General features: G+C 66.5%; 24 protein-coding genes. 14 read left to right on the plus strand and 10 right to left on the minus strand.

What is annotated here, in order from left to right; all coding sequences use genetic code 11:
* Positions 1-74 precede the first annotated feature (74 nt).
* Entirely contained in the window at positions 75-1,097 is a 1,023-nt protein-coding gene (locus H4P35_RS12275) for an LLM class flavin-dependent oxidoreductase (RefSeq protein ID WP_226849219.1), read from the minus strand.
* A gap of 237 nt (positions 1,098-1,334) precedes the next feature.
* Between H4P35_RS12275 and H4P35_RS12280 the strand changes: the two genes are divergently transcribed.
* Entirely contained in the window at positions 1,335-1,688 is a 354-nt protein-coding gene (locus tag H4P35_RS12280) for a VOC family protein (protein ID WP_175235280.1), read from the plus strand.
* 102 nt (positions 1,689-1,790) lie between these two features.
* Here H4P35_RS12280 and H4P35_RS12285 read toward each other — a convergent pair whose 3' ends face one another.
* Entirely contained in the window at positions 1,791-3,083 is a 1,293-nt protein-coding gene (locus H4P35_RS12285) for an NCS2 family permease (protein ID WP_175155407.1), read from the minus strand.
* A gap of 110 nt (positions 3,084-3,193) precedes the next feature.
* Between H4P35_RS12285 and tsaD the strand changes: the two genes are divergently transcribed.
* Positions 3,194-4,225: a tRNA (adenosine(37)-N6)-threonylcarbamoyltransferase complex transferase subunit TsaD gene (gene tsaD, locus H4P35_RS12290; RefSeq protein WP_226849220.1), complete on the plus strand. Its 1,032-nt coding sequence runs from the start codon at positions 3,194-3,196 to the stop codon at positions 4,223-4,225.
* A gap of 51 nt (positions 4,226-4,276) precedes the next feature.
* On the opposite strand, the gene plsY is transcribed toward tsaD, so the two are convergent.
* Positions 4,277-4,915, minus strand: a complete 639-nt coding sequence (plsY, locus tag H4P35_RS12295; RefSeq protein ID WP_062841181.1) for a glycerol-3-phosphate 1-O-acyltransferase PlsY — start codon at positions 4,913-4,915, stop codon at positions 4,277-4,279.
* Positions 4,916-5,009: 94 nt separating this feature from the next.
* Here plsY and surE point away from each other — a divergent pair, with 94 nt between their 5' ends.
* The 7 genes from surE to rlmD all read left to right on the plus strand — a co-directional run bounded on the left by surE (position 5,010) and on the right by rlmD (position 11,914).
* Positions 5,010-5,768 carry a 5'/3'-nucleotidase SurE gene (gene surE, locus H4P35_RS12300; RefSeq protein ID WP_056317363.1) on the plus strand — a complete coding sequence of 253 codons (759 nt, stop codon included), beginning with the start codon at positions 5,010-5,012 and terminating at the stop codon, positions 5,766-5,768.
* The gene (locus H4P35_RS12305; protein ID WP_175235283.1) at positions 5,753-6,577 is read left to right on the plus strand and encodes a protein-L-isoaspartate(D-aspartate) O-methyltransferase; all 825 of its coding nucleotides are present in this window, start codon (positions 5,753-5,755) and stop codon (positions 6,575-6,577) included. The genes surE and H4P35_RS12305 overlap by 16 nt, the downstream gene beginning before the upstream one ends.
* Positions 6,578-6,593: 16 nt before the next feature.
* Entirely contained in the window at positions 6,594-7,451 is an 858-nt protein-coding gene (locus H4P35_RS12310; protein ID WP_180099379.1) for a peptidoglycan DD-metalloendopeptidase family protein, read from the plus strand.
* Positions 7,448-8,227, plus strand: coding sequence for a 3'-5' exonuclease (locus H4P35_RS12315; protein ID WP_056317371.1), 780 nt, complete (start codon positions 7,448-7,450; stop codon positions 8,225-8,227). The genes H4P35_RS12310 and H4P35_RS12315 overlap by 4 nt, the downstream gene beginning before the upstream one ends.
* 192 nt (positions 8,228-8,419) lie before the next feature.
* Positions 8,420-9,085 (plus strand): hypothetical protein, encoded by a 666-nt coding sequence (locus tag H4P35_RS12320; protein ID WP_226849222.1) that lies wholly within the window; start codon positions 8,420-8,422, stop codon positions 9,083-9,085.
* A gap of 352 nt (positions 9,086-9,437) precedes the next feature.
* Positions 9,438-10,190: a TorF family putative porin gene (locus H4P35_RS12325; RefSeq protein WP_152384343.1), complete on the plus strand. Its 753-nt coding sequence runs from the start codon at positions 9,438-9,440 to the stop codon at positions 10,188-10,190.
* Positions 10,191-10,420: 230 nt separating this feature from the next.
* Positions 10,421-11,914 (plus strand): 23S rRNA (uracil(1939)-C(5))-methyltransferase RlmD, encoded by a 1,494-nt coding sequence (rlmD, locus tag H4P35_RS12330; RefSeq protein WP_152384344.1) that lies wholly within the window; start codon positions 10,421-10,423, stop codon positions 11,912-11,914.
* 37 nt (positions 11,915-11,951) lie between these two features.
* Here rlmD and cueR read toward each other — a convergent pair whose 3' ends face one another.
* Positions 11,952-12,344: a Cu(I)-responsive transcriptional regulator gene (gene cueR, locus H4P35_RS12335; protein WP_056317380.1), complete on the minus strand. Its 393-nt coding sequence runs from the start codon at positions 12,342-12,344 to the stop codon at positions 11,952-11,954.
* Positions 12,341-14,623, minus strand: coding sequence for a heavy metal translocating P-type ATPase (locus H4P35_RS12340; protein WP_226849224.1), 2,283 nt, complete (start codon positions 14,621-14,623; stop codon positions 12,341-12,343). The genes cueR and H4P35_RS12340 overlap by 4 nt, the downstream gene beginning before the upstream one ends.
* Before the next feature lie 153 nt (positions 14,624-14,776).
* Here H4P35_RS12340 and H4P35_RS12345 point away from each other — a divergent pair, with 153 nt between their 5' ends.
* From H4P35_RS12345 to H4P35_RS12355, 3 genes are all read left to right on the plus strand, one after another.
* The gene (locus H4P35_RS12345; protein ID WP_226849225.1) at positions 14,777-14,977 is read left to right on the plus strand and encodes a heavy-metal-associated domain-containing protein; all 201 of its coding nucleotides are present in this window, start codon (positions 14,777-14,779) and stop codon (positions 14,975-14,977) included.
* Between the two features lie 175 nt (positions 14,978-15,152).
* A complete protein-coding gene (locus tag H4P35_RS12350; RefSeq protein ID WP_056317387.1) occupies positions 15,153-15,881 on the plus strand; it encodes a glutathione peroxidase in 729 nt (242 codons plus the stop codon).
* Between the two features lie 115 nt (positions 15,882-15,996).
* Positions 15,997-17,427, plus strand: coding sequence for a dihydrolipoyl dehydrogenase (locus tag H4P35_RS12355; RefSeq protein WP_226849226.1), 1,431 nt, complete (start codon positions 15,997-15,999; stop codon positions 17,425-17,427).
* 93 nt (positions 17,428-17,520) lie between these two features.
* Here H4P35_RS12355 and H4P35_RS12360 read toward each other — a convergent pair whose 3' ends face one another.
* The 3 genes from H4P35_RS12360 to H4P35_RS12370 form a co-directional block, all read right to left on the minus strand.
* Positions 17,521-18,411, minus strand: a complete 891-nt coding sequence (locus H4P35_RS12360) for a 23S rRNA (adenine(2030)-N(6))-methyltransferase RlmJ (protein WP_226849227.1) — start codon at positions 18,409-18,411, stop codon at positions 17,521-17,523.
* 13 nt (positions 18,412-18,424) lie between these two features.
* Positions 18,425-19,174: a glycerophosphodiester phosphodiesterase gene (gene ugpQ / locus H4P35_RS12365; protein ID WP_175155415.1), complete on the minus strand. Its 750-nt coding sequence runs from the start codon at positions 19,172-19,174 to the stop codon at positions 18,425-18,427.
* 62 nt (positions 19,175-19,236) lie between these two features.
* Positions 19,237-20,529: a M20/M25/M40 family metallo-hydrolase gene (locus H4P35_RS12370; protein ID WP_226849228.1), complete on the minus strand. Its 1,293-nt coding sequence runs from the start codon at positions 20,527-20,529 to the stop codon at positions 19,237-19,239.
* Between the two features lie 350 nt (positions 20,530-20,879).
* Here H4P35_RS12370 and H4P35_RS12375 point away from each other — a divergent pair, with 350 nt between their 5' ends.
* Positions 20,880-22,844 (plus strand): SurA N-terminal domain-containing protein, encoded by a 1,965-nt coding sequence (locus tag H4P35_RS12375; RefSeq protein WP_056317398.1) that lies wholly within the window; start codon positions 20,880-20,882, stop codon positions 22,842-22,844.
* A 16-nt stretch (positions 22,845-22,860) separates the two neighbouring features.
* On the opposite strand, the gene H4P35_RS12380 is transcribed toward H4P35_RS12375, so the two are convergent.
* The gene (locus H4P35_RS12380) at positions 22,861-23,508 is read right to left on the minus strand and encodes an arylesterase (protein WP_056317400.1); all 648 of its coding nucleotides are present in this window, start codon (positions 23,506-23,508) and stop codon (positions 22,861-22,863) included.
* On the opposite strand from H4P35_RS12380, the gene H4P35_RS12385 reads away from it, so the two are divergent.
* Entirely contained in the window at positions 23,507-24,184 is a 678-nt protein-coding gene (locus H4P35_RS12385) for an ABC transporter ATP-binding protein (RefSeq protein ID WP_056317404.1), read from the plus strand. The genes H4P35_RS12380 and H4P35_RS12385 overlap by 2 nt on opposite strands.
* Before the next feature lie 4 nt (positions 24,185-24,188).
* On the opposite strand, the gene fabV is transcribed toward H4P35_RS12385, so the two are convergent.
* Entirely contained in the window at positions 24,189-25,379 is a 1,191-nt protein-coding gene (gene fabV / locus H4P35_RS12390) for an enoyl-ACP reductase FabV (RefSeq protein ID WP_226849230.1), read from the minus strand.
* Positions 25,380-25,439 lie beyond the last annotated feature (60 nt).

Raw genomic sequence — 25,439 nt, forward strand, 5'->3', positions numbered from 1 at the left:
TTGATAGGCAATAGTAGAACCGGTGAAGGCTGCGTCGCAATGGTTGGCGCTGTGCAAAGCGCGGTTTGCGGCCCTCAGGCCGCGGATTGAGTCGAGACGCCCGCGCCGTTTTTCAACGACGCGACGATCTCGAACGAGCGCAGGCGGTCTGCGATGTCGTAGAAGTCGGACACGATCATGACCTCGTCGGCTTGCGTTTCCGCGACCAGCGCTTCGAGTTTGCGCTTGACGGTGTCCGGGCCGCCCACGATCGCAGCGCCCAATCTTTGATTGACCGCTTCACGCTCCCATTCGTTACACAAGCCGTCCATGCTTTCGACGGGCGGCTGCAACTGCAGACGATGGCCGCGCACCAGCGACAGGAACTTCAATTGCTGCGTGGTGGACTGGAAGCGGGCAGCTTCGTCAGATTCCGAGGCAATGACCGGCACGCCGATCATGGCGTAAGGGCGCGACAGCGTCTTGGAAGGCTTGAACAAGTGACGGTACAAGCGCATCGCGGCCATGCCTTCCGGCGAGAAATGGCCCGCGAACGAGAAGGGCAGGCCCAATTCGGCCGCCATGCGCGCGCTGAAGTCGCTCGACCCGAGCAACCAGATCGGGATGTCCAGGCCTTCGCCGGGAATCGCACGCACGGGCTGGCCTGGCCGCGAAGGCGCAAGGTATGCGCGCAGTTCCTCGACCAGCGCGGGAAACTCCAGGCCGCTGCGCGGGCTGCGGCGCAGCGCCTGCTGCGTGGCGCCATCGCTGCCCGGTGCGCGGCCCAGGCCCAGGTCGATGCGTCCGGGGTACAGGGTTTCAAGCGTGCCGAATTGTTCGGCGATGATCAGCGGCGCGTGGTTGGGCAGCATGACGCCGCCCGAACCGACGCGCAGCGTGCGGGTGTGGCCGGCCACGTGTCCGATCAGGACGGCCGTGGCGCTGCTGGCCACGCCGTTGATGTTGTGGTGCTCGGCAAGCCAGAAGCGGTTGTAGCCCAGCTGCTCGACATGCTGCGCCAGCGCGACCGTATTGCGGAAGGCGTCCGCGGCATCGCGGCCCTGCACAATCGGGGCCAGGTCCAGCACGGAAAAGGGGACGTTCGCCAGGGCGCTCATGCGGGCGCCTTTACCGGGTCAATACAGGCGTGCAGCGCGGGGAAGGGGGAAGGGCGCAAAATGAACTCCATATGCTGATCTACATGGGGAGTGTATCGGCGAATTCAACGGCGCCTGCCAGCAACCATGCCCTTGGCCGGGTTGATTGAATTTTTCGATCCCTACAATAGCCAAAGAAAAAACGCGGCTTTTCGGCCGCGTTTTGGGTCACATGCCATACAGACACAGGAGGCTCGGATGGGCGCAAGAGGCAAGAACAACCAGATCGACAACATCGAGTTCAACGTGGCGGACATTGCCCGCAGCAAGCGCTTCTATGGCGACGTCTTCGGCTGGACCTTCACGGATTACGGTCCCACCTACACCGAATTTTCCGATGGCCGTCTGACGGGCGGCTTCACGACCGGCGAAGCGGTGCGGCCCGGCGGTCCGCTTGTCATCCTGTACGGCGACGATCTGGCCGCAATCCGGCAGCGCATTTTGACCGCGGGCGGGCGCATCAGCCGCGACGAATTCACGTTTCCGGGCGGCAGCCGCTTCCATTTCACAGACCTGGACGGCTACGAATTGGCAGTGTGGACTGCACAATGAGGTGTCAGACACCTGCCCAAGGTGTCTGACACCCTGCCAGACGTGACCGCCAGGTTGGCAAGGCGCCGCCAGGGTGTCTGACACCTTGCCAAGCCACTCTGCTTATTCCGGGAAGAACGCGTAGCGGATCACGAACAGCACGGCCACGAGCCACGTGGCCGGGTGCACGTCGCGCATCTTACCCGTGGCGGTCTTGAGCACCACGTAGCTGATGAAACCGAAGGCGATGCCGTTGGCGATGGAATACGTGAACGGCATGACCAGCGCGGTCAGCGCGGCCGGCGTGGCCTCGCAGACGTCGTTCCAGTCGATGTCGATGAGCTCGCGCATCATCAGCCCGGCGACGTAGAGCAGGGCGGGGGCGGTGGCGTAGGCCGGCACGGCGCCCGCCAGCGGCGAGATGAACAGCGCGGCCAGGAACAGCAAGCCCACGATCAGCGCGGTCATGCCGGTGCGGCCGCCGGCCTGCACGCCGGACGCGCTCTCGACATAGGCCGTGGTGCTGCTGGTGCCCAGCATCGAGCCGGCAACGATGGCCGTGCTGTCCGCGAACAGCGCACGGCCCAGGCGGTTGGGCCGGTCTTCGGGCACCAGGCCCGCGCGCTTGGCCACGCCCACCAGCGTGCCGGTCGCATCGAACACCTCGACCAGCACGAACACCAGGATCACGTGCACGAACCCGGAGTGCAGGGCGCCCATGATGTCGAGCTTGAAAAGCGTGGGCGACAGGCTGGGCGGCGCCGAGAAAATGCCCTTGAACTCGTTGTAGCCCAGCAGCATCGACAGCACGGTGACGACGATGATGCCGATCAGGATGGCGCCGCGCACGCGCAGCGCGTCCAGGGATGCGATCACGAAAAAGCCCAGGATGGCAAAGAGCGGACCGTGCGTCGTGAGGTTGCCCAGCGTGACCTTGGTGGCCGGATGCGCGACCACGATCCCGGCGCTCGATAGCGCGATAATGGCCAGGAACAACCCGATGCCGGCGGCAATGGCGCTGCGTAGCGAATGCGGGATGCCCTTGACCAGCCAGACCCGGATGCCGGATATCGTCAGGAAAAGGAAGATGACACCCGATATGAACACGGCGCCCAGCGCCTGCTCCCAGGTGTATCCCATAGTCTTGACCACGGTGAAGGCGAAAAACGCGTTCAGGCCCATGCCGGGCGCCATGCCGATCGGCCAGTTGGCAATGAATGCCATCACCAGCGACCCCAGCGCGGCGGCCAGGCACGTGGCGACGAACACGGCGTCGCGGTCCATGCCGGTCGAGGACAGGATGTCCGGATTGACGAAGATGATGTACGACATCGTCAGGAATGTCGTCAGGCCGGCAACGACTTCCGTTCTTGCGGTCGTGCCGTGCTCACGCAGCTTGAATAGCTTCTCCAGCATTCGAGTCCCCAGGGTTTTTGCAGGATTTTCAGGTTGTGTCGGGCGGAGGCGCATGCCCCGTCCCATTCAAGAACAGGCGTATTTTCGCATCAGTTGTAAACTCTGCCGCCATGATCATTCTCGGCTTTGAAAGCTCCTGCGACGAAACCGGCGTCGCAGCCGTCTGTACGGAACGCGGCCTGCTCGCGCACGCGCTGCACACCCAGATCGCCATGCACCAGGAATACGGGGGCGTGGTGCCGGAACTTGCCTCGCGCGACCACATCCGGCGCGTCATTCCGCTGACCCGCCAGGTGCTGGAAGAGGCGGGCATCCAGATGTCCGATGTCGGGGCGGTGGCCTATACGGCCGGCCCCGGCCTGGCCGGCGCCTTGCTGGTCGGCGCGAGCGTGGCGCAGGCGTTCGCCTGGTCCCGCGGCCTGCCGGCCATCGGCATCCATCACCTCGAAGGCCATCTGCTGTCGCCGATGCTGGCCGATCCCCGGCCCGAATTCCCCTTCATCGCCTTGCTGGTGTCCGGCGGGCATACCCAGCTCATGCGGGTGGACGGGGTGGGGCGCTACGAACTCCTGGGCGAAACGCTGGACGACGCCGCGGGCGAGGCCTTCGACAAATCCGCCAAGCTGATGGGCCTGGGGTATCCGGGCGGACCCGCGCTGTCCCGGCTGGCCGCCAGCGGCGATGCGTCGCGCTTTGACCTGCCGCGCCCCATGCTGCATAGCGGCGACCTGGATTTCAGTTTCAGCGGTCTGAAAACGGCCGTCCTGACCCGGGTCAAGGCGGCCGAACAGAACGGCGGCCTGGACGATCAGACCCGCGCGGACCTGGCGGCCGCCACGCAGGCGGCCATCGTGGAAGTGCTGGCGGCCAAGTCCATCCGCGCCTTGAAGCAGACCGGCCTGCGGCGGCTGGTGGTGGCCGGCGGCGTGGGGGCTAACCAGCTCCTGCGCGCCAAGCTGGATGCCGCGCTCAAGCCGCTCAAGGCGCGCGCGTACTTTCCGCCCCTGGAGCTGTGCACCGACAACGGCGCGATGATCGCCTTCGCGGCGGCCGAGCGGGTCAAGGCGGGATTGGCGACGCTGGACGCCAGCGCGCACAGCTTCACGGTCCAGCCCCGCTGGGATCTGGCCGATATCGCCTGAAATGAAACGGGCGGCCAAGGCCGCCCGTTCTATCAATACCCGTTCGGGGAATTATTTCTTCTTGCTGCCAATGCGGCTTTCGGTCCCCTGGATCAGGCGGGCGATGTTGGCGCGATGGCGGTAGAAGAGCAGGATGCCGATGACCGCCAGGGCCACGCCCAGCGCGGGCTGCGCCTGCCAGGCCAGGCCCGACCCGAACACGTAGTACACCGGGGCAAAAAACGCGGCGACCAGCGACGCCAGCGACGAATACCGGAAGAAAATGGCGACGATCAGCCAGGTCGCAGCGGTAGCCACGGCCAGCCAGGGCTGGATCGCCACCAGCACGCCCAGCGCGGTGGCCACGCCCTTGCCGCCCTTGAACCCCAGGAACACGGGGTACAGGTGGCCGATGAAGGCCGCGAGCGCCACGCAGGCCAGGGCGACGGGACCGATGCCCGGCGCCAGCTTTTCAGCCAGCCAGATCGCAAACCATCCCTTGGCGGCGTCCCCCAGCAGCGTCAGCGCGGCGGCGGTCTTGTTGCCGGTGCGCAGCACATTGGTGGCGCCGGGGTTCTTGGACCCGTAGCTGCGCGGGTCCTGAAGGCCCATCAGCTTGCTGACGACCACGGCGAACGGCACCGAGCCGATCAGGTAGGCCAGCACGACGAGCGCAATGGTAAACGCCAGGGAAGGTTCGGTTATCGCCATGGAAAGGGAGTCCGTTGTTGTAGTAATGGCTGCGGATTCTACCGCGGGTACAATCCGCAGCGTCACCCGCGTTTTATTTTCTTTCGGATGCACAATGCGAATTCTGGTTTCGAACGATGATGGCTATTCGGCCCCCGGCCTAGAGGCGCTGGTGGCGGCGCTGGAAGGGCTGGGCGATTTGACCGTCGTCGCCCCCGAGACCAACCACAGCGGCGCCTCCAACTCGCTCACGCTGAACCGGCCGCTGTCGGTGCGCACCGCCTCCAACGGCTTCATCGCGGTCAACGGCACGCCGTCCGACTGCGTCCACGTCGCGCTGACGGGTCTCATGGACGCGCGTCCCGACCTCGTCGTGTCGGGCATCAACAACGGCGCCAACATGGGCGACGACACCCTCTATTCGGGCACCGTCGCCGCAGCCAGCGAAGGCTATCTGTTCGGCATTCCCGCCATCGCGTTCTCGCTGGCGGAAAAAGGCTGGGAGCACATCGAATCGGCCGCGCGCGCAGCCCGCCTGGTCGTCGAGCGCCATCTGGCCCAGCCCCTCGCGGCGCCGGTGCTGCTCAACGTCAACATCCCCAACCGCCGCTTCGAAGACATGCACGGCTTTGCGGTCACGCGGCTGGGCAAGCGGCATCCGTCGCAGCCCGTCGTGCGCACGACCACGCCCTACGGCGACACGGTCTATTGGATCGGGCCGGTCGGCCTGGCCGCGGACGCCACGCCCGGCACGGACTTCCATGCCGTCGAGCAGGGCACCGTGTCAGTCACGCCCTTGCGCCTGGACCTGACGCAGCACAGCCAGCTTGACGAGATCCGCACCTGGGCAGAGCCGCTATGCGCAAACGGATAAGCCAGCCGGACCTCACCCCCGGCGCGGCCAGCCGCGCCAGCCCGGCCCGCCATGACGCCGGCCGGCTCGGTCCGGGCTACACGCCGGCCAACAGCAACACGCGAATTTCCGCCGCCACGCTGCCCCGGCAAGCGCAGGCCCCGCTGCCGCAGGCGGGCAGCAATTTGGGTCTGAACTCCGAACGGTTGCGCCAGGCCATGGTCCAGCGTCTGCGCACCCAAGGCATCACGGACGAGCGCGTCCTGAACGCCATGGCCGCCGTGCCGCGCCACCTGTTCGTTGACGAGGCGCTTGCCAGCCGCGCCTACGAAGACGCGGCCTTGCCCATCGGCCACTCGCAAACCATTTCCCAGCCGTGGGTCGTCGCGCGTATGATCGCGGCTGCTTGCGAAGACCGCGCGCCCACCCGTGTGCTCGAGGTCGGAGCCGGTTGCGGGTATCAGGCCGCAGTGCTCGCGCAGTTCGTGCGCGACGTCCACACCATCGAACGCATCCGCGGTTTGTACGAGCTGGCGCGCGAGCATTTACGCGCCTTGCGGCTCACCACAAGGATCCGCCTCATCTATGGCGACGGCACCTTGGGGCTGCCCGGCGTGGCGCCGTTCGATGCTATCGTTGTGGCTGCCGCAGGTCTGGCCATCCCGCAAGCGCTGCTGACGCAGCTTGCTCCGGGAGGCCGTCTCATCGCTCCCGAAGGGGGCTCGAACCAGCGCCTGGTTCTGATCGAACGCACGGGCGCGGCAAGCTGGAAACGAACCGAACTAGAGGCCGTGCGCTTTGTGCCGCTACGGTCCGGAATACAATCTTGAGCAACAGGAGAAACGTATGCTCAACGGGCAGTTGCAACTGACCGATATGAATTTGGGCGCGTCCATGACGCGCCTGCGCCGCCCGCTCTTTGCAGTGGGGGTCCTCAGCCTCGCCATCCTGGCCGGCTGCGCATCCAAAGGTACTCGTGCCCCCGTGGTCGACATGACCGGCGGGCAACCCGCGCCGACGGCGACGTCCGGCAGCTATGTGGTCAAGCCGGGCGACACGCTCTACAAGATCGCCCGCGCCAACAACGTCGACATCGAAAACATCAAGCGCTGGAACAACATCAGCGATCCCAACCAGATCTCGGTGGGGCAGGTGCTGCGCATGTCCGGCGGCGCCACCGGTGGCGCGCAAACCGCGCCGATCTCCGGCGCCCGCCCGCAGCCGCGTCCGCTGGACCAGCCCGAAACCCCCGTGGCCACCACGCCCGCGCCCGACGCCACCCCCACCGCGCCTCCGGCGCCCGTGGACACCAAGCCGGCGCCGCGCGCGGCCGATGCGGGCGTCATCAACTGGGCCTGGCCGGCCAACGGCCAGATCGTGCAGGGCTTTAACAGCAGCAGCAAGGGCATCGATATCGCCGGCGCGCTGGGCGACCCGATCACCGCCGCGGCCGATGGGCTGGTCAAGTACAGCGGCAACGGCGTGCGCGGTCTGGGCAACCTCATCATCGTCGAACACCAGAACGGCTTCATCACGGCGTACGCGCACAACCGCTCGCTGCTCGTGAAGACCGGCCAGACGGTCAAGCGCGGCGCCAAGATCGCCGAGCTGGGCCAAAGCGATACCACCTCGCCGCGCCTGCACTTCGAGATCCGCCGCCAGGGTACGCCGGTCGACCCGATGCAATACCTGCCGCCCAAATGACGCCCACCCTGGTATTCGACCTCGAAACCATCCCGGATGCCGACGGGCTGCGCAAGCTCAACGGCTGGGGCGCCGACGTGCCCGACCAGGAAGTGGTCGAGCGCGCGCTGACGGCCCGGCGTGAGGCCGTGGGTCATGACTTCCTGCCCCTTCACCTGCACAAGGTGGCGGTGGTGGGCTGCGTGTTCCGCGACGACCAGGGGTTTCGCGTCAAGACGCTGGGCCAGCCGGACGATCCCGAGGCGGCGCTGCTTGCGGGTTTTTTCAAGACCATCGAACGCTACACGCCTCGCCTGGTCAGCTGGAACGGCTCGGGCTTCGACCTGCCCGTGCTGCATTACCGCAGCCTGATCCAGGGCGTGCCCGCGCCGCGCTACTGGGACATGGGCGAAGAAGACCGCGACTTCAAGTTCAACAACTACATCTCCCGCTACCACACGCGGCACGTCGACCTGATGGACGTGCTGGCCAAGTACAACGGCCGCGCCAACGCGCCGCTCGACGAACTGGCCAAGCTGTGCGGCTTTCCCGGCAAGCTGGGCATGGATGGCAGCAAGGTGTGGGAGGCCTGGAGCACGGGCCGCGCCGACGAAGTGCGGGCATATTGCGAAACCGACGTCGTCAATACATGGCTGGTCTACTGCCGCTTCCGCTTCCTGCGCGGCGAACTGGACCGCACGGCCTACGAGGCCGAAATCGCGCTAGTGCGCGACACGCTTGGCGCCAGCGACGCCCCGCACTGGAAGGAATACATGGCGGCCTGGGACGCGGGCTGACCCGCGCCAGCCGCTCACTGATGCCGACCCATCGTGTGGATGGGACAGCATGCGGACGGGGCCTTCGAGGGGCCCCGTTCTCGCGTCTGCGGGGCAAGCAATCGACTGAAACAAGACGGCCGCAAACGAAACCTGGATGAAACCAGCGGGATCGCACAATGGCCTCGCTTTCTTCACTTCCAGGAGACCTACATGTCCCGATTCGCTATCCGCTCCAATCTGGCCGTCCTTGCAATCGTCGCCGCGTCCAGCGGTTTCGCGGCTGGCTCCGCCATGGCCGCGCCGCCTCCGCCCGCTGATGGCGGTCCGGCCGCCATGCACGAAGGCCATCGCGGCGGTGGTTTCCACAAGGGCATGCGCGACGGCCTGCTCATCCCCGGACTCGGCCCCGTGTCCAAGGCACAGGTTGCCGAGCTGAAACTCGACGCCAAGCAGGAGGCCCTTTTCAAGACCGCCCAGGACAGCCAGCGCAGCCTGCACGAAGCCATGCGCGCCGCCGGCGGCAAGCGCCACGACTTGCTCAAGGCGCAGCTGGACAGCGGCAAGCTCGATCCTCGCGCCCTCATCGACCAGTCGGAGAAACGCCGCGACGCGTTCGAGCCCCAGGCCAAGCAGGTTCGCGACCAATGGCTGGCCGTCTGGGATAGCCTGAACGACACGCAGCGCGCCCAGGTGACCAAGATCGTCAAGGAGCGCGAAGCGCGCATGGCCGAACGCCACGCCAAGATGGAAGGCCGCGCGGACGGCAAGGGCCATCCCGGCATGCGCGGCGCGGACGGCCGCCCCGGCATGCGTGGCGCGGACGGCCGTCCCGGCACGCCGCCGCCCCCGCCGCCTGCCGCGCCCCAGGCCAACTGAGGCGGAAAGTCCCAGGCCATCACACTGGCCGCAACGTGGGGCAACGCTCCACTTGAACGCACCCCGGCACGCTTCGCGCGTGCCGGGGTGCTTTTTTTCCAGGCGGGCCAGGCCAGGCCGGGCCGGATTTCCCCGTTTTGACGCATTGGCCCTGGCTGCGCCCCATAACAGGGCACCAGCATGGTGCATTGCCAGCGCCCGACGGACGCTGCGGCGGGTTGCGCAATGGAGCCGAAACCTGGCACGGACATTGCTTGAAGGGATTTGAGCCGGTTTTACCTGCACAGGCCGGCCAGCCGGATGCGCCGCGCGCCGTCCGCTCTCCCGACTATCCGATCAGGACCTTCGCACCATGAATAAGACGTTGCTAGCCTTGCCCCTCGCGCTTGCCGCTTGTTTTGCAGGTGTGGCGCAAGCCGAACCCACCGACCTGGGTGGCGGCTTTTCGCTCAGCGGTAACGCCACCATAGTCAGCGATTACCGCTTCCGCGGCTACTCGCAGACCGACTTCCGTCCGGCCGTGCAGTTGGGCTTTGACCTGAACCACAGCTCGGGCTTCTACCTGGGCAACTGGAACTCCAACGTCTCCAACTTCGTGTTCACCGACGGCAATCTGGAAATGGATTTCTACGGCGGCTGGAAGGGCGATGTCGGCGGCGGGTTCACGTTGGATGCGGGCGTGCTGCATTACTACTATCCCGGCTCCACCTCGCCCAAGGGCGGCAACTACAACAACACCGACCTGTACCTGGGCGCGTCCTACGGCAACTACAGCCTCAAGTATTCGTACACGCCCAGCGACTTTTTCAGCACGCCGGACAGCAAGGGAACCTGGTACCTGGACGGCACGGCCACGTTCGACCTGGGCGACGGCTGGGGACTGCTGGGCCACCTGGGCTACCAGAAGCTGAAGAACCAGACCAACATGGACGGCGACTCGATCGGCCATTACGTCGACTACAAGCTGGGCGTGACCAAGGACCTGAAGGGCTGGATCCTCGGCCTGGCCGCCGTCGGCGCCACCAAGGACAACTGGCTGCCCACCAAGTACGGCCATCCGTCCGGCCGCATCGGCGCCGTCTTCTCGGTGGCGCGCGCATTCTGATATCCGTGGCGGCGCCGTCAAAAGCGCCGGCCTTTTGGGGGTTGCTCCGGAACGCCGCCTGGCCTGGCGGCATTCCGGAACAGCCCCTTTTTTTTGCGCGTGCGATGTGCGGCTAGACGCCGGGCAGGGCGGGTTGGCCCCGGCCGCTCCGGCCCCGTCAAACCCGATTTCCGGGAATACGCGAAGTCCTTCTACAATCACGGGTTGCGTGCAATTCTGGACTGCGTGAGATGTCTGACGTTTTGAATATCGAATCCCTGGACCTGGAAGCCAGGGGGATCGCCCGCCGCGACGGGAAGGTCATTTTCGTGGAAGGCGCCTTGCCGGGCGAACGGGTCACCGCGGTCACGCTGCGCCGCAAGCCCTCCTACGAGACGGCTCGGGTGGACGAGGTACTGCATCCTTCGTCGCAACGCGTGGTGCCCCGCTGCCCGCATTTCGGCGTCTGTGGCGGCTGTGCCATGCAGCATCTGGAACCCACCACGCAGGTGGCCATCAAGCAGCGCGCGCTGGAAGACACCTTCTGGCATGTCGGCAAGCTGCGTCCGGCGCTCATCCTGGCGCCGCTGCAGGGCCCGACCTGGGGTTACCGCTACCGCGCGCGTCTGTCCGTGCGCGTGGTGCCCAAGAAGGGCGGGGTGCTCGTGGGCTTTCACGAACGCAAGAGCAGCTACGTGGCCGACATGCGCGAATGCCATGTGCTGCCCCGCCACGTCAGCGATCTGCTGATCCCGCTGCGCGAAATGATCGCCTCGATGTCCGCGCCGGACCGCATGCCGCAGATCGAAGTGGCGCTCGGCGAGGGCGTGACGGCGCTGGTGCTGCGGCATCTGCTGCCGCTCACCGACGGCGACATCGCGATCCTGCGCGCCTTTGCGGCCAAGCACGACGTGCAATGGTGGTTGCAGGCCAAGGGCCCTGACACGGTGCACCCGCTGGAGCGCGAGCACAACGACACGCTGTCCTACACCATGCCGGAATTCGGCCTGCGCATGCCTTACCGTCCGACCGACTTCACGCAGGTGAACCACGCCATCAACCGGGCGATGGTGTCGCGGGCGCTCAAGCTGCTGGAAGTGCAGCCCACCGACCGCGTGGCCGACCTGTTCTGTGGCCTGGGCAACTTCACGTTGCCGCTGGCCACGCAAGGCCGAGAGGCCGTCGGCGTGGAAGGCAGCAAGGCGCTGACCGATCGCGCGTTCGACGCGGCATCGCGCCACGGCCTGGGCGATCGCACCAGCTTCGCCACCCTGAACCTCTTCGAAGTCGACGCCACTTGGCTGCGCAGCCTGGGCTACTTCGACCGCATGCTGATCGATCCGCCGCGCGAAGGCGCGCACGCGGTGTCGCAGGCGCTATCCGACCTGTCGTACGAAGAACGTCCGCGCCGCATTGTCTACGTGTCCTGTAACCCGGCCACGCTGGCGCGGGACGCGGCCATCCTGGTTCACGAAGGCGGCTACGTGCTCAAGAGCGCGGGCGTGATCAACATGTTCCCGCACACCGGCCATGTGGAATCCATCGCCGTGTTCGAGACGCTGGACGCGCAGGGCGTGCTGGAAGCGAAAGCGCGCGCCCGTGAGCGTGCGGCCAACGCGGCAGCCGAAGCGGCGGCTGCCGAGCAAGCCAGGCTAGCCGCGGCGGCCGAAAAGGCGGCGGCCAAGCAGGCCGCCACCGAGGCCTACGAGGCGCGCGTCGCCGCCGAGGCGCAGCCGGGTCAGTAAGGCGCGGCGGCGGGTAACGCCCCGCCGCCTGGCATCATCAGTGCGAGCAGCCCAGGTTCTCCAGGATGGGGCAATCGGGCCGCTCGTCCCCGTGGCAGTGTTGCGCCAGATGCTTGAGCGTGGCCGCCATCTCCCGCAGGGACTCGGCCTTGCGCTCCAGCTCATCGACGTGCTCCAGCGCAATGCGCTTCACATCCGCGCTTGCCCGGCTGCGATCCTTCCAGAGCGCCAGCAACTCGTTCATCTGCTCCACCGAAAACCCCAGGTCGCGCGCGCGGCGCACGAAGCGCAGCGTGTGCAGGTCCTGGTCGCTGTAGACGCGATAGCCCGAGTCCGTGCGCACCGCGGGCCCGATAAGGCCGATGCTCTCGTAGTACCGGATCATCTTGGCCGAAATGCCGGACTGCTTGGCGGCTTGTCCGATGTTCATGCTTGCCTCCAGCGGGGGCGGAAGGCCTTCAGACGCAGCGCATTGCCCAGGACGAACACGCTGGACAGCGCCATCGCGCCCGCCGCAAAGATGGGCGAGAGCGACAGCCCGAAAGCCGGGTACAGGGCGCCCGCGGCCAGCGGGATCAGCGCCGCGTTGTAGGCAAATGCCCAGAACAGGTTCTGCCGGATATTGGCCAGCGTCGCGCGGCTGAGCGCGATGGCGTTTGGCACGCCGTGCAGGTCATCGGCCATCAGCACCACGGACGCCGCCTCGATCGCCACATCCGTGCCCGTGCCGATCGCAATGCCGGTATCGGCCGCGGCCAGCGCCGGCGCATCGTTGATGCCATCGCCCACGAACGCCACCTTGCGTCCGCCCTCGCGCAGCGCCGCGATCGCCTGCACCTTGCCGTCGGGCAGGACCTCGGCGCGAACTTCGTCGATGCCAAGCTGGCGCGCGACCGCCTGTGCGGTGTGGCGGTTGTCGCCGGTAATCATGGCGGTCTTCAGGCCTTGCGCGTGCAGCGCGGCAATCGCGGACACCGCCGATGGCTTGACCGGATCCGTCACGGCCATCATCGCGGCGGCCTCACCGTCGATGGCGACGTAAATCGGCGTCTTGCCTTCGTTGCCCCAATCCGTGGCGCGTGCACCGAACGCGCTGACATCGATGCCGCGTTCGGCCATCAGGCGCGCCGCGCCCGCCAGCACCTTGCGGCCCGCCACGGTGGCCTCCACGCCCGCGCCAGTGATCGCCGCAAAGCCTTCGGCGGAAAGCAGTTCCAGCTTGCGTTCGGCGGCGGCCGCCACGATGGCCAGCGCGATCGGATGCTCGGAGCGCGCCTGCACCGATGCCACCCATTGCAAGACCTGCTGGGCGTCATGGCCCGGCGCGGGTTCCAGTTCGGTCAGCGTGGGCTTGCCCAGCGTGAGGGTGCCGGTCTTGTCGAAGGCCACCACGTCGACGTCGCGCAGCGTCTGCAAGGCGTCGCCCTGGCGAAACAGGACGCCCATCTCGGCCGCGCGTCCCGTGCCCACCATGATGGACGTGGGCGTCGCCAGCCCCATGGCGCAGGGGCACGCGATGATCAGCACGGCCACCGCATTGACCAGCGCGTGCGAGAGCGCGGGCTCCGGTCCCAGGAAGAACCAGACCAGGAAGGTGAGCAGGGCGGCCGCCATGACCGCCGGGACGAACCAGGCGGTCACCTGGTCCACCATCGCCTGGATCGGCAAACGCGCGCCCTGGGCCGCTTCGACCATGCGGATGATCTGGGCCAGCATGGTGTCCGCACCCGTGTGCGTGACGCGCAAGGTGAAGCTGCCCGAGGTGTTCAGCGTGCCGCCCGTTGCCTGCATCCCGGGCCGCTTTTCGACCGGCACGGGCTCGCCCGTCAACATGGACTCGTCGACGTAGGAATTGCCTTCGACGATGTCGCCGTCCAGCGGAATCTTCTCGCCGGGCCGCACCATCACGATGTCGCCGGTGCGCACGCGTTCGATCGCAATATCCTGCGTCTGGCCGTCACGTAGAACCCGCGCGGTGCGCGGCTGCAGGCCGATCAGCCGCTTGATGGCCGCGCCGGTCTTGCCCTTGGCGCGCGCTTCGAGCATGCGGCCCAGAAGGATGAGCGTGACGATGACGGCGGCCGCCTCGAAGTACACGTTGCGGGCGGTCTGCGGCAGCAGGCCGGGCGCAAACGTGGCCACGACCGAATAGCCCCACGCGGCGCCGGCGCCCAGCGCCACCAGCGAATTCATTTCGGGCGCGCGGCGCCACAGGGCGACCAGCCCCTTGGTGAAAAACTGCCTGCCTGGCCACACCAGCACGGCGGTGGTCAGCACGAATTGAAGCAGCCAGCTGTTCTGCTGGCCGATCGTGCCGAGCACCCAATGATGCATGGCGGGAATCAGGTGCGATCCCATCTCCAGCGCGAACACCGGCAGCGTCAGCGCGAGCGCCACGAAGAACGCCTGCTGCAGGCGGTGCGCCTCGGCGTCGCGGGCCTGCGACTGCCGCTCGGCGTGGTCGTCCTGGGCTGCGATGGGATGGGCTTCATAGCCCATCTTCTCCACGGCGGCGACCAGCGCCTGCGGCTGGGCAGCAGCAGGGTCGAATGAGACCCGCGCGCGCTCGGTGGCGAGGTTGACTTGCGCCTGCGCAACCCCGGGGACATTCGTCAGGGCTTTTTCCACGCGCTTGACGCAAGATGCGCAGGTCATGCCTTCAATGGCAAGTTCCAATTCGGAGATGGGGGGTGGGTTTGCTGCGCGCATGGCTGTCTCTGTCTGAATGGGAACACTCAGTTTCATCCTTCCCATCATGGGAAGGTCAAGCGCCATTCTACGCTTGACCTTGCCATAATGGGAACGTTTAACCTGCCCGTCATGGTGGCCGTGCGCCACCTTTGACCCTTCCGGAGAAAAACCATGACCATCGCGTTTCAAGTGCCTGACATGACCTGCGGCCATTGCGTCAAGACGATCACCAGCGCCGTCAATGACGCCGTCCCGGGCGCCGTTGTCGCCGTCGACCTGCCCACGCATCGCGTAACGATCACGGGAACCGACCAGGCCGACAAGGTCGAGGCGGCCATTCGCGACGCCGGGTACGAGCCCGCGCGACTCTGATGCGGCCCATCGCGGCCTTGTGATAGCTTTCGTATTTCTATAGAGATTCAATCATTGTCTATAACTATTGATCAATTGAATTAATTAAATTGGATTGTTTGATAGCTCGGATTTATGATTCTTCTCATGGCGGATCGAAACCGCCAATTTATTTAGCCACCAAGGAGAAATTCGAATGCTGCAAAACCGCGAAGGCCAACGTGTTCCCAATGTGACGTTCCCCGTTCGTGAGGACAACACGTGGAAGAAGGTCACGACCGACGACCTGTTCAAGAACAAGACGGTCGTGGTCTTCTCGCTTCCCGGCGCGTTCACGCCGACCTGCTCGTCCACCCACCTGCCGCGGTACAACGAACTGGCCCCCGCGTTCTTTGCCTCGGGCGTGGACAGCATCGTCTGCGTGTCGGTCAACGACACCTTCGTCATGAACGAATGGGCCAAGGATCAGGAATCGGCCAACATCACGCTGCTGCCCGACGGCAACGGCGCCTTCACCGAAGGCATGGGCATGCTGGTCGACAAGAGCGACCTGGGCTTTGGCAAGCGCAGCTGGCGCTATTCCATGCTGGTCAAGGACGGTGTCGTCGAAAAGATGTTCATCGAGCCGGAAAAGGAAGGCGACCCGTTTGAAGTCTCGGACGCCGACACGATGCTGGCTCACGTCGCGCCGTCGGCCAAGAAGCCGGACCAGGTGGTCGTGTTCTCCAAGCCGGGCTGCCCGTTCTGCGTCGAAGCCAAGGCGCTGCTGGACAGCAAGGGCTACGCCCCGATCGAGATCCCCCTCGAAAACAAGGTCCGCGGCCGTGTGATCGGCGCGGTGTCGGGCAAGGGCACGGCGCCCCAGGTGTTCATCAACGGCGCCCTCATCGGCGGCCTGGAAGACTTGAAGGCGCACTTCGCCTGATTACCTGGCGATGGGGCCGGGCAGGGGGCGTACCCCCCTCCCGGAGCAAAGCGCGGCGCACGTCGCCGCGCTTTGCTCGACACTGAAAAACTTGCATCACAGGGGGTTCCCAATCATGAAGACGCTGCACACCGACATTGCCGTCATCGGCGCCGGCACCGCAGGCCTGGCTGCCTATCGCGCGGCCAAGGCAGCGGGCAAGCGCGCGCTGCTCGTCGAAGGCGGCCCTTACGGCACGACCTGCGCCCGCGTTGGTTGCATGCCGTCCAAGCTCTTGATCGCCGCCGCCGAGGCCGCGCATGCGGCGGCGCACACGGAAGGTTTCGGTGTGCATGTCGGCGGAGAGATCACGGTGCACGGCGCCGAGGTCATGGACCGCGTCAAGCGCGAACGTGACCGTTTCGTGGGCTTCGTGGTCGATGGCGTCGAGAACATTCCCGCCGAGGACAAGGTACGCGGCTACGCGAAGTTCGTGTCCGACACGGTGCTGCGGGTGGATGACCATACCGAAATCCAGGCCTCGCGCGTGGTGATCGCCACCGGCTCGCGCCCGTCGGTGCCGCCGCCGTTTCGCGCACTGGGCGACCGGCTCGTCGTCAACGATGACGTGTTTGCGTGGGACGATCTGCCGAACCGCGTCGCGGTTTTCGGGCCCGGCGTGATCGGGCTGGAACTGGGGCAGGCGCTCGCCCGTCTTGGGGTGGAAGTTCGTGTCTTCGGCATGAGCGGCAGCCTGGGCGGTATCAGCGATCCGCAGGTGCGCCAGACCGCGCGCAAGATCTTCCAGCGCGAGTTCTACCTGGATACGGACGCCCGCGTCCTGGAGACGACCCGCGTCGGCGACGAAGTCGAAGTGCGTTACGTCGCGCTGGACAACAGCGAGCGCACCGAGCGCTTCGACTACGCGTTGGTCGCCACAGGCCGCCGCCCCAACGTCGACGGCTTGGGCCTTGAGAACACGTCGCTGGCGCTGAATGCGCAGGGCGTGCCGCAGTTCGACCGGTTGACGTTGCAGGCCGGCAGCTCGCCGATCTTTATCGCGGGCGACGCCAACGCCGACGCGCCGTTGCTGCACGAGGCCGCCGACGAGGGCCGCATCGCCGGCGAAAACGCGGCGCGTTTTCCCGATGTGCGCCAGGGCCTGCGGCGTGCGCCGCTGGGCGTGGTGTTCTCGGATCCGCAGATCGCGCTGGTTGGCGCGGGCCATGCGAAGCTGGTGCCGGGCACGTTCGTCATCGGCGCGGTCGATTTCAGCGACCAGGGCCGTTCGCGCGTGATGCTCAAGAACCGCGGCATGCTGCACGTGTATGCCGACATCGAAACGGGCCGCTTCCTGGGTGCCGAAATGATCGGCCCCAGCGCGGAACACATCGGTCACCTGCTGGCGTGGGCCGTGCAGCAAGAGCTCACGGTGGCGCGCATGCTGGAAATGCCGTTCTACCATCCCGTGATCGAGGAAGGCCTTCGCACCGCGTTGCGCGATGCGGCTTCGAAGCTGGCGCTGGCGCAGGAAGCCTTGCGCGATGCCGACGTCGAAACGGTCTGAGCCGGCGCAAGCCCACAAGTAAAAAGGGCCGCGCCATGAAGGCGCGGCCCTTTTGCCGTCTGCGCGATCGCACCGCCGCAAGCGGGCGGCCCGTCAGTCGTCCGATTGCTTCTTGGGAACGGGGAACGGGTTCTCGCGGTATTGCAACGTGAAGCCAGCCCGCTCGTCCTGCGCCAGTTCGCGCGCCAGGTACGGCATGGCCTGTTTCAGCGCATCGTGCAGCGTCCAGGGCGGATTGATGAGGAACATGCCGCTGCCGTGCAGGCCATAGCCGTCGATGGTCGCTTTCTTGACCGTCAGCGTGGCGTGCAGCCAGCTCTTGACCTTCAGGTTCTCGAAGTGGCGCGCCATTTCGCTGGCTTCTCGCCGTTGCACCAGGGGATACCAGATGGCATACGTGCCGGTGGCAAAGCGCTTGATGCACTCTTTGACCGTGACGAGCGTGCGGCGGTAGTCGTGCTTGTCTTCATACGAGGGATCGATCAGCACCAGGCCGCGCCGCGTGGGCGGGGGCAGCAGCGCCTTGACGCCTTCGAAGCCATCGTCGCCATAGATGGTGGTCTGGCGCTGCGCGGCGCGGCCCTGGTGTTCCAGGTTGCCGACCAGCGTGTCGATTTCGGTGGGGTGCATCTCGAACAGGCGCAGGCGGTCGGACGGACGCAGCGCGTCCAGCGCCAGCCAGGGCGAGCCCGGGTAACGGCGCAGCCGGCCGTTGGTGTTGTAGTCGCGGATGCGTGCAACGTAATCGGCCAGCAGCGGCGGCAGGTCCTTGGCTTCCCACAGGCGGCCGATGCCGTCCGCAAACTCGGACGTCTTGGCGGCCCAGTCGCTGTCCAGACTGTAAAGGCCGGCGCCGGCGTGGGTGTCGACGACCCAATACGGAGCGTCTTTATTGTTGAAGTAGTCCAGGGTGTGGACCAGGATGGCGTGCTTGAGCACGTCGGCGTGGTTGCCGGCGTGAAAGGCGTGGCGGTAGCTGAACACGGGGCTGTCTGCCTCAGGCGGCGGGCCGGATGGCGGCCAGCTCGTCGGTGAAAATGCCGTCGATGCCCCAGTCGAGCAGCAAACGCGCGCGCTCGGGGTCATTGACGGTCCAGGCCGCGATGCGGTAGCCGGCGGCGTGCACGGCGTCGATCAGTTCGCGGGTGGCGTCCTTCTGGTTGATGTTCAGGGCGACGCACTGGTACTTGGCAAGCCGTTCACGCCAGTCGGCCGGCACCTTTTCCACCAGCAGCGCGCGCGGCAGTTCGGGCGCGGCCTCAAGGGCGGCTTGCAAGGCTTCCTCGGCAAACGAGGACAATAGCGGCGCCGTATCGGCGCCTTGCCACCATTGGCGGGCCGCCAGGGCGACGGCGCGGCCGGTCTCGGCCTCGCGGCCGGGGCAGGGCTTGATCTCGACGTTGCTGGCAATGCCGTTGGCCAGCGTGTAGCGCGCGACGGCGGCAAAGGTGGGCAGCGGTTCGCCCGCGTAGGCGGGCGAATGCCAGCTGCCGAAGTCCAGCTGGGCCAGCTCGGCGAACGTCTTGGCGGCCGCGGGGCCGGTGCCGTTGGAGGTGCGGTCGACGTCGTCGTCGTGCATCAGCACCGGCACGTTGTCGCGGCTGAGCTTCACGTCGTATTCGAACATGGTGAAGCCGTTTTCGGCGCCCACGCGCATGGCGGCCAGCGTGTTCTCCGGGGCCAGGCGGCCGCCGCCGCGGTGCGCGATGTAACGGGAGTAGGGCCAGGAGGGAAGGGTTGCGGTCATTTCGGTGCTGCTTCGGGGTTCTTTTGGGACAGGTTGCAAGGATACCTTGTCTTGGCCCGCACCTACTTCAGCGGCGCCTTGTCCTCGGAGACGTCCATGATCATGCGCGTGGCCAGATACAGGCGCGGCACGATGCTGCCGATCAGGACATACTCGGCGTCATTCGAATGCGCGCCGAAGCCGCTCAGCCCCATCCCCTCGATGACGGGGCCGCGGGCCTTGAGCGCCGCAAAGGCGGCGTCCGTGCCGCCGCCGCTGGCCCGGTCCACCACCTTGAGCGGCAGGTCCAGTTCCTGGTAGATCTTCACGCCGTGCTGGGCAAGCGCGCGCGACGCGGCCGTCGCTTCCAGCGGCGGCCGGCGGACCTCGAATTTGACGCTGACCTTGGACTCGGGCAGCAGCTTCTTCTGAACTCGTTCCTCCAGCGTGCGCGCCAGCGCGTCGAAATCCGACACGCGCAGGGCGCGGGCGTCGCCCTGCGCGGTAGCCAGGCCGGGAATGACGTTGCGGTTGGTGCCAGCCTGGGCGACCGTCCAGTTCAGTTTTAGTCCCTCGTCGGGCTTGGACAGGTCGTCCAGCTGCAGCAGCTGATGGGACAGCTCATAGAGCGCATTGACGCCGCCCTCTGGCCGCGCGCCCGCATGCGAGGTCTTGCCTTGCACCGTCAGGTACGCCGCCCCGATGCCGCTGGTGGCCAGCGTCAGGCGCGGCTCCATGCCGCCGCCCTCGAACGAAAAGACGGCATCCTGATCGGCGCCCAGACGGGTGATGGTGCTGCGAGCCCCCGGCGAGCTGATCTCCTCGTCCCCGTTGATCAGAACGGTCAGGGTGCCGTAGTCGGAAAACTTCAGTGTCTTGAGCAGGGCGATGGTGTGCAGGATGGCCGCCACGCCGTGCTTGTCGTCGGCGATGCCCAGGCCGTAAGCCTTGTCGCCATCGATCCGGAAGGGCTGATCCTTCAGTATCCCGTTGCGGTACACGGTATCCATATGGGCGATCAGCATGATCTTCTTGCTGCCGCTGCCCTTGAACTGGGCGTGGACCATCGGACCGACCTTGTCAGGCGTGTCGTCCAGCCGGAAGACATCCGTCGGCGCGATGATCTCCACGGTGCCGCCCAGCGCTTGAAGCCGGTCACGGATCAGTTCGGCGATGCGTTCGACGCCCTCGACGTCCTTGCTGCCCGACTCGATGTTCACCAGATCGCGCATCGTGTCGAGCACCGCCTGCTGCTGGCCCTTGGCCGCGTCCAGCACCTCGGCGACCGGAGCGGCCTGCGCGGCATGGGCGCAGCCCAGGAACGCCAGGGCGACGCAGGATTTCAGAAAAGGCAGGCGGGAAGGCATGAACGGCATCGTGAGTGACCCTTTTAGCGCGCGGGAGGGAGACCGGCCTTACGCCGCCCTGGCAGTGGGGGCCCGATTGGCGGGGCAGCCCCAGCCCACGATACGAGCGCCGGGCGGGGCGGGTAATGGGGGTTTCCCGGGTTGACGGGGGCGAGACGGGCGGGGACGGAACAGCCGCCGCCATGGCCGTCGCGGGGCGGGAGAACCGCGGGCCTCCGTAATGAATGAGAAATGGTAAAATCCGCCCGCTGATCCCGGTAATAACCGGTATGGGAATAGGGGCGAATCCACTTCGCCTTTTTTTATGCGTTTTCGTGCGGCCCCGGGCATCCATCCCGGAGCGCGGCAACAGGGATTCCATGTTCGAATTTATTCGCAGCCATCGGCGCTGGATGCAGTTCATCCTGCTGATCTTGATCGTGCCTTCCTTCTTCCTGGTCGGGATTCAAGGCTATGACAGCTTCATGAACCGGGAGCCCGAGCTCGCGACGGTGGCTGGCCAGCCGATTTCCCGCGCCGAGTTCGACCAGGCGCACCGCAACCAGCTCGACCAGTTCCGCCAGCGTCTGGGCACGCAGTTCGACCCGGCCGTGATCGACACGCCCGCGTTGCGTGAAGGCCTGCTGAACCAGCTCATCAACCAACGCCTGCTTGCCAATGTGGCCGCCGACAACCGTTTCTCGGTGTCCGACGAGACGCTGCGCAACACGATCGCCGCCATCCCGGAAGTCCAGGACAACGGCCGGTTCTCGCCCGAACGCTATCGCCAGGTGCTGGCCGCGCAGGGCATGTCGCCGACCTCGTTCGAAGCCGGCCTGCGCCGTGACCTGGCCATCGCCCGGGTGCTCGAGCCCGTGGGCCAATCGGCCCGCGCGCCGGCCGAAGTGGTGGCCGCGCTGGAATCGGCGCTGACGCAGACGCGCACGGTGCAGTTGCGCAATTTCTCGGCAGCCGACTTCCGTTCGCAGGTCACCGTCACCCCGGCCGACATCCAGGCCTGGTACGACGCCAACAAGCAGCAGTTGCAGGTGCCGGAACAGGTGCAGGTCCAATACCTGGTGCTGGACGAAGCGGCCGCCACGCAGGGCGTGCAGGTCAAGGACGAAGACCTGGCTGCTTACTACGAACAGAACAAGAACCGCTTTGGCCAGCCCGAGCGCCGCCGCGCCAGCCACATCTTCATCGAACTGCCGTCCGGCGGCTCCGAAGATGCCCGCAAGGCCGCGCGCGCCAAGGCCGAAGACATCGCCAAGCAAGCCGCTGCCGACCCCAGCAAGTTCGCTGAACTGGCCGCCAAGAATTCGCAGGATTCGGGCTCGGCCGCCAAGGGCGGCGACCTGGGCTGGATCGCGCCGGGTTCGCAGGCGGGCCCGTTGGACAAGGCCATCTTCGGCCTTGCCGCCAATCAGGTGTCCGGCGTGGTCGAAAGCCCGTTTGGCCTGCACATCCTGAAGGTCACGGAAATCAGCCCGGCTGCCATCAAGCCGCTGGCCGAGGTCAAGGACCAGATCACCGCCGAAGTCCGCAAGCAGATCGCCGCGCAACGCTTCTCGGAAATGGCCAGCCAGCTGAACAAGCAGGTCTACGACCAGCGCGACAGCCTGCAACCGGCTGCCGACGCCGTCGGCCTGAAGCTGCGCACCGCCTCCGGCGTGACCCGCGAAGGCCTGTTGCCCGCCGCGAAGGCCGGTCCGGGTTCCGCTGCCGACAGCCCGGACGCCGCGCTGCTGGACAACCCGCGCGTGCGCCAGGTGTTGTTCTCGCCCGACGTGCTGCGTGAAAAGCAGAACTCCGGCGTGATCGAACTTGCCCCCGACACGATGCTGGCCGTGCGCGTCGCCGCTGTCGAGCCGGCACACGTGCCGCCGCTGGACAAGGTCAGCGACGTCATCCGCGCCAAGCTGCTGGACGAGCGCTCGGCCGAGGCCGCCAAGAAGGCAGGCGAGGCTGCGCTGGCCGCCAACAAGGCAAATCCTGCCGCGGCGCCGGAAGGCTTTGGTCCCGCCGTCACGGTGTCGCGCCAGAATCCGCAGGATCTGTCGCGCCCGGTGCTGGACGCCGTGATGCGCCTGCCGTCGGCCGCGCTGCCGGCCTTCACGGGCGTGCAGTCCGGCGTGGACTACACGCTGGTGCGCCTGGAAAAGGTGGAAGCGGGTCAGACCGAAGCCGCCGACAAGGAGCGCCTGGCGCAACAACTGTCGGGCGCCTGGGGCCAGGCCGAAAACGAAGCCATGATCCGCATGCTGCGCGAGCAGTACAAGGTGAATGTGCTGCCGGCCGCCGCCGACGTCATTCGCGGCGATCAGGCCCAGGCCGCGGGCTGATCGCCGCAGGCAATCCTCAGTTCAACAGGGGCCGCAGCGTCGGCCACACGTTGTCGAGCAATTGAGGCTGGGCATCCTCGTTCGGATGGATGCCGTCAGCCTGGAACATCGCCCGGTTCGTTGCGATACCTTCCATCAGGAAGGGCACGAGCCGGGCGTTTTCGTCTTTGGCGACCTTGCTGAACACCGCGGCAAAGCGTTGCGCGTAATCCCGGCCATAGTTCGGCGGGATCTGCATCCCGACGATCAGCACGTCGGCGTCGGCCTTGCGGGCCGCCTGCGCCATCGTTCGCAGGTTCTGCTCGGTCATGTTCAGGGGCAGGCCGCGCAGCGCGTCATTGGCGCCCAGCTCCAGCACGACGACGGCGGGGGCGTGCTGGCGCAGCAGCGCGGGCAGGCGGGCCACGCCGCCGCTGGTCGTGTCGCCGCTGATGCTGGCATTGACGACCTTGAACTTCGGGTATTGTTCGGAAACCCTTTCAGACAGCAGGGGCACCCAGCCGGTGCCGCGCTTGATGCCATACTCGGCCGACAGGCTGTCGCCCACCACCAGTACGGTGCGCGGCGAGGAACCCTGGGCCGCGGCGGCGGTCTGAGCGTGGGCGGGCGCCGCCGCGGCGGTCGCAAAGGCAGTCACGAGAAGCAGACGGGAAAATAGGCGCATGGATAGCAATAACTCAATCGTGGTGAAAGGGCTGGGCAAGCGGGTGGCCGATGCCGGCGGGTCGCTTTCTATCCTGGAAGGAATCGATTTTACGGTCGCCGCGGGCAGTGCCGTGGCCATCACCGGCAGTTCCGGTTCGGGCAAGTCGACTCTGCTGGGACTGCTGGCCGGCCTGGATGTTCCCAGTGCGGGCAGCGTACACCTTGCGGGGCAGGACCTGTTTGCCTTGGACGAGGACGGCCGCGCGCGCCTGCGCGCCAATCATGTGGGCTTCGTGTTCCAGTCGTTCCAGCTGCTGCCGAATCTGACCGCACTGGAAAACGTGATGCTGCCGCTGGAACTGGCGGGCCAATCGGCGCGCGAGGCCGCGCAGGCTATGCTGGAGCGCGTCGGGCTGGGCGCGCGCCTGCACCACTACCCGCGCACGCTGTCGGGCGGCGAGCAGCAACGGGTGTCGCTGGCCCGGGCCTTCGTGGTGCAGCCGGACCTGCTGTTTGCCGACGAACCCACCGGCAGCCTGGATGCCGCCACTGGCGTGACGGTCATCGACCTGATGTTCGACCTGCACCGCGAACAAGGCACGACGCTGGTGCTGGTCACGCATGACCCGCAACTGGCGGCGCGCTGCGGGCGGCAACTGGTGCTGGCGGCCGGCCGCATGGTGCCGGCTGATTAAGGCGCTAGGCCAATTCGCGGATCGGCACCACCGGATCGACGTCTGCGTCGTAATCGACGCCGTCGATTTCAAAGCCGAACAGCCGCAGGAAGTCGCGCTTGTAGCCGGCAAAATCGGTCAGCGTATACAGGCTGGCCGTGTCGACCTGATCCCATAGCGTCTGCACCCGCGCCTGCACCTTCGGATCTAGTTCCTTGTAGTCGGCGCGCAACCGGCCCTCGTCGTCCAGGATGGGGGAAGGGCCGCACAGGCTGTCGCGATACAGTCCATACACCTGTTCGATGCAGCCTTCGTGCGTGCCGTCTTCCTTCATGACCTTAAAGAGCAGCGACAGGTACAGCGGCATCATGGGGATCGCCGAACTGGCCTGCGTCACCACGGCCTTGAGCACCGACACGCGGGCATCGCCGCCGCGCGCGGACAGCTTGGCGCGGATGTCCAGCACGCGCTGGTCCAGGTCTTTCTTGGCCGCGCCGATGGACCCGTTCCAATAGACGTCGTGCGTGATCTTTTCGCCCAGATAGGTGAAGGCGGTGGTGGTGGCGCCTTCGGCCAGCACACCGGCTTGCAGCAGCGCATCGATCCACATCTGCCAGTCTTCCCCGCCCATCACGGCGACGGTGGCGTCGATCTCGTCTTGCGAGGCCGGCTCCAGCACGCCGTCCTTGATGAGTTCCTTGTCGGTATCCAGGCCGCGCAAGGTCACGGACTTGCCGATGGGCTTGAGCGTGGAGGTGTGGACCTGCCCCGTCTTCGGGTGCGTGCGGCGCGGCGCGGCCAGGCTGTAGATGACCTGGTCGACCTGGCCCATGTCCGCCTTGATGGCGTCGATGGTGCGCTGCTTGATCTCATCGGAAAACGCGTCGCCGTTGATGCTCTTGGCGTACAGCCCCTCGGCTTGGGCGAACTTGTGGAACGCGGCGCTGTTGTACCAGCCCGGCGTGCCCGCCTTGCCGGAGTCGCCCGGCCGCTCAAAGAATACGCCCAGCGTCTGCGCGCCACAGGCGAAAGCCGCGCTGATGCGCGCGGCCAGGCCGTATCCCGTCGACGCGCCCAGGACCAGCACGCGCTTCGGTCCCCCGGGCACCGGTCCTTGCGCCTTCACGTAGTCGATCTGTTGCTTCACGTTGGCTTCGCAGCCGGCAGGATGGGTGGTGACGCAGATGAAACCGCGCACGCGGGGCTTGATGATCATGGGAGCCTCTTGTTGGGGATACGCCAGGGGCAGATGCCGGATCGGGCATCAGGCGAAGCG

The organism is Achromobacter sp. 77, assembly GCF_020541125.1.
GTDB classification, from domain to species: Bacteria; Pseudomonadota; Gammaproteobacteria; order Burkholderiales; family Burkholderiaceae_B; genus Achromobacter; species Achromobacter mucicolens.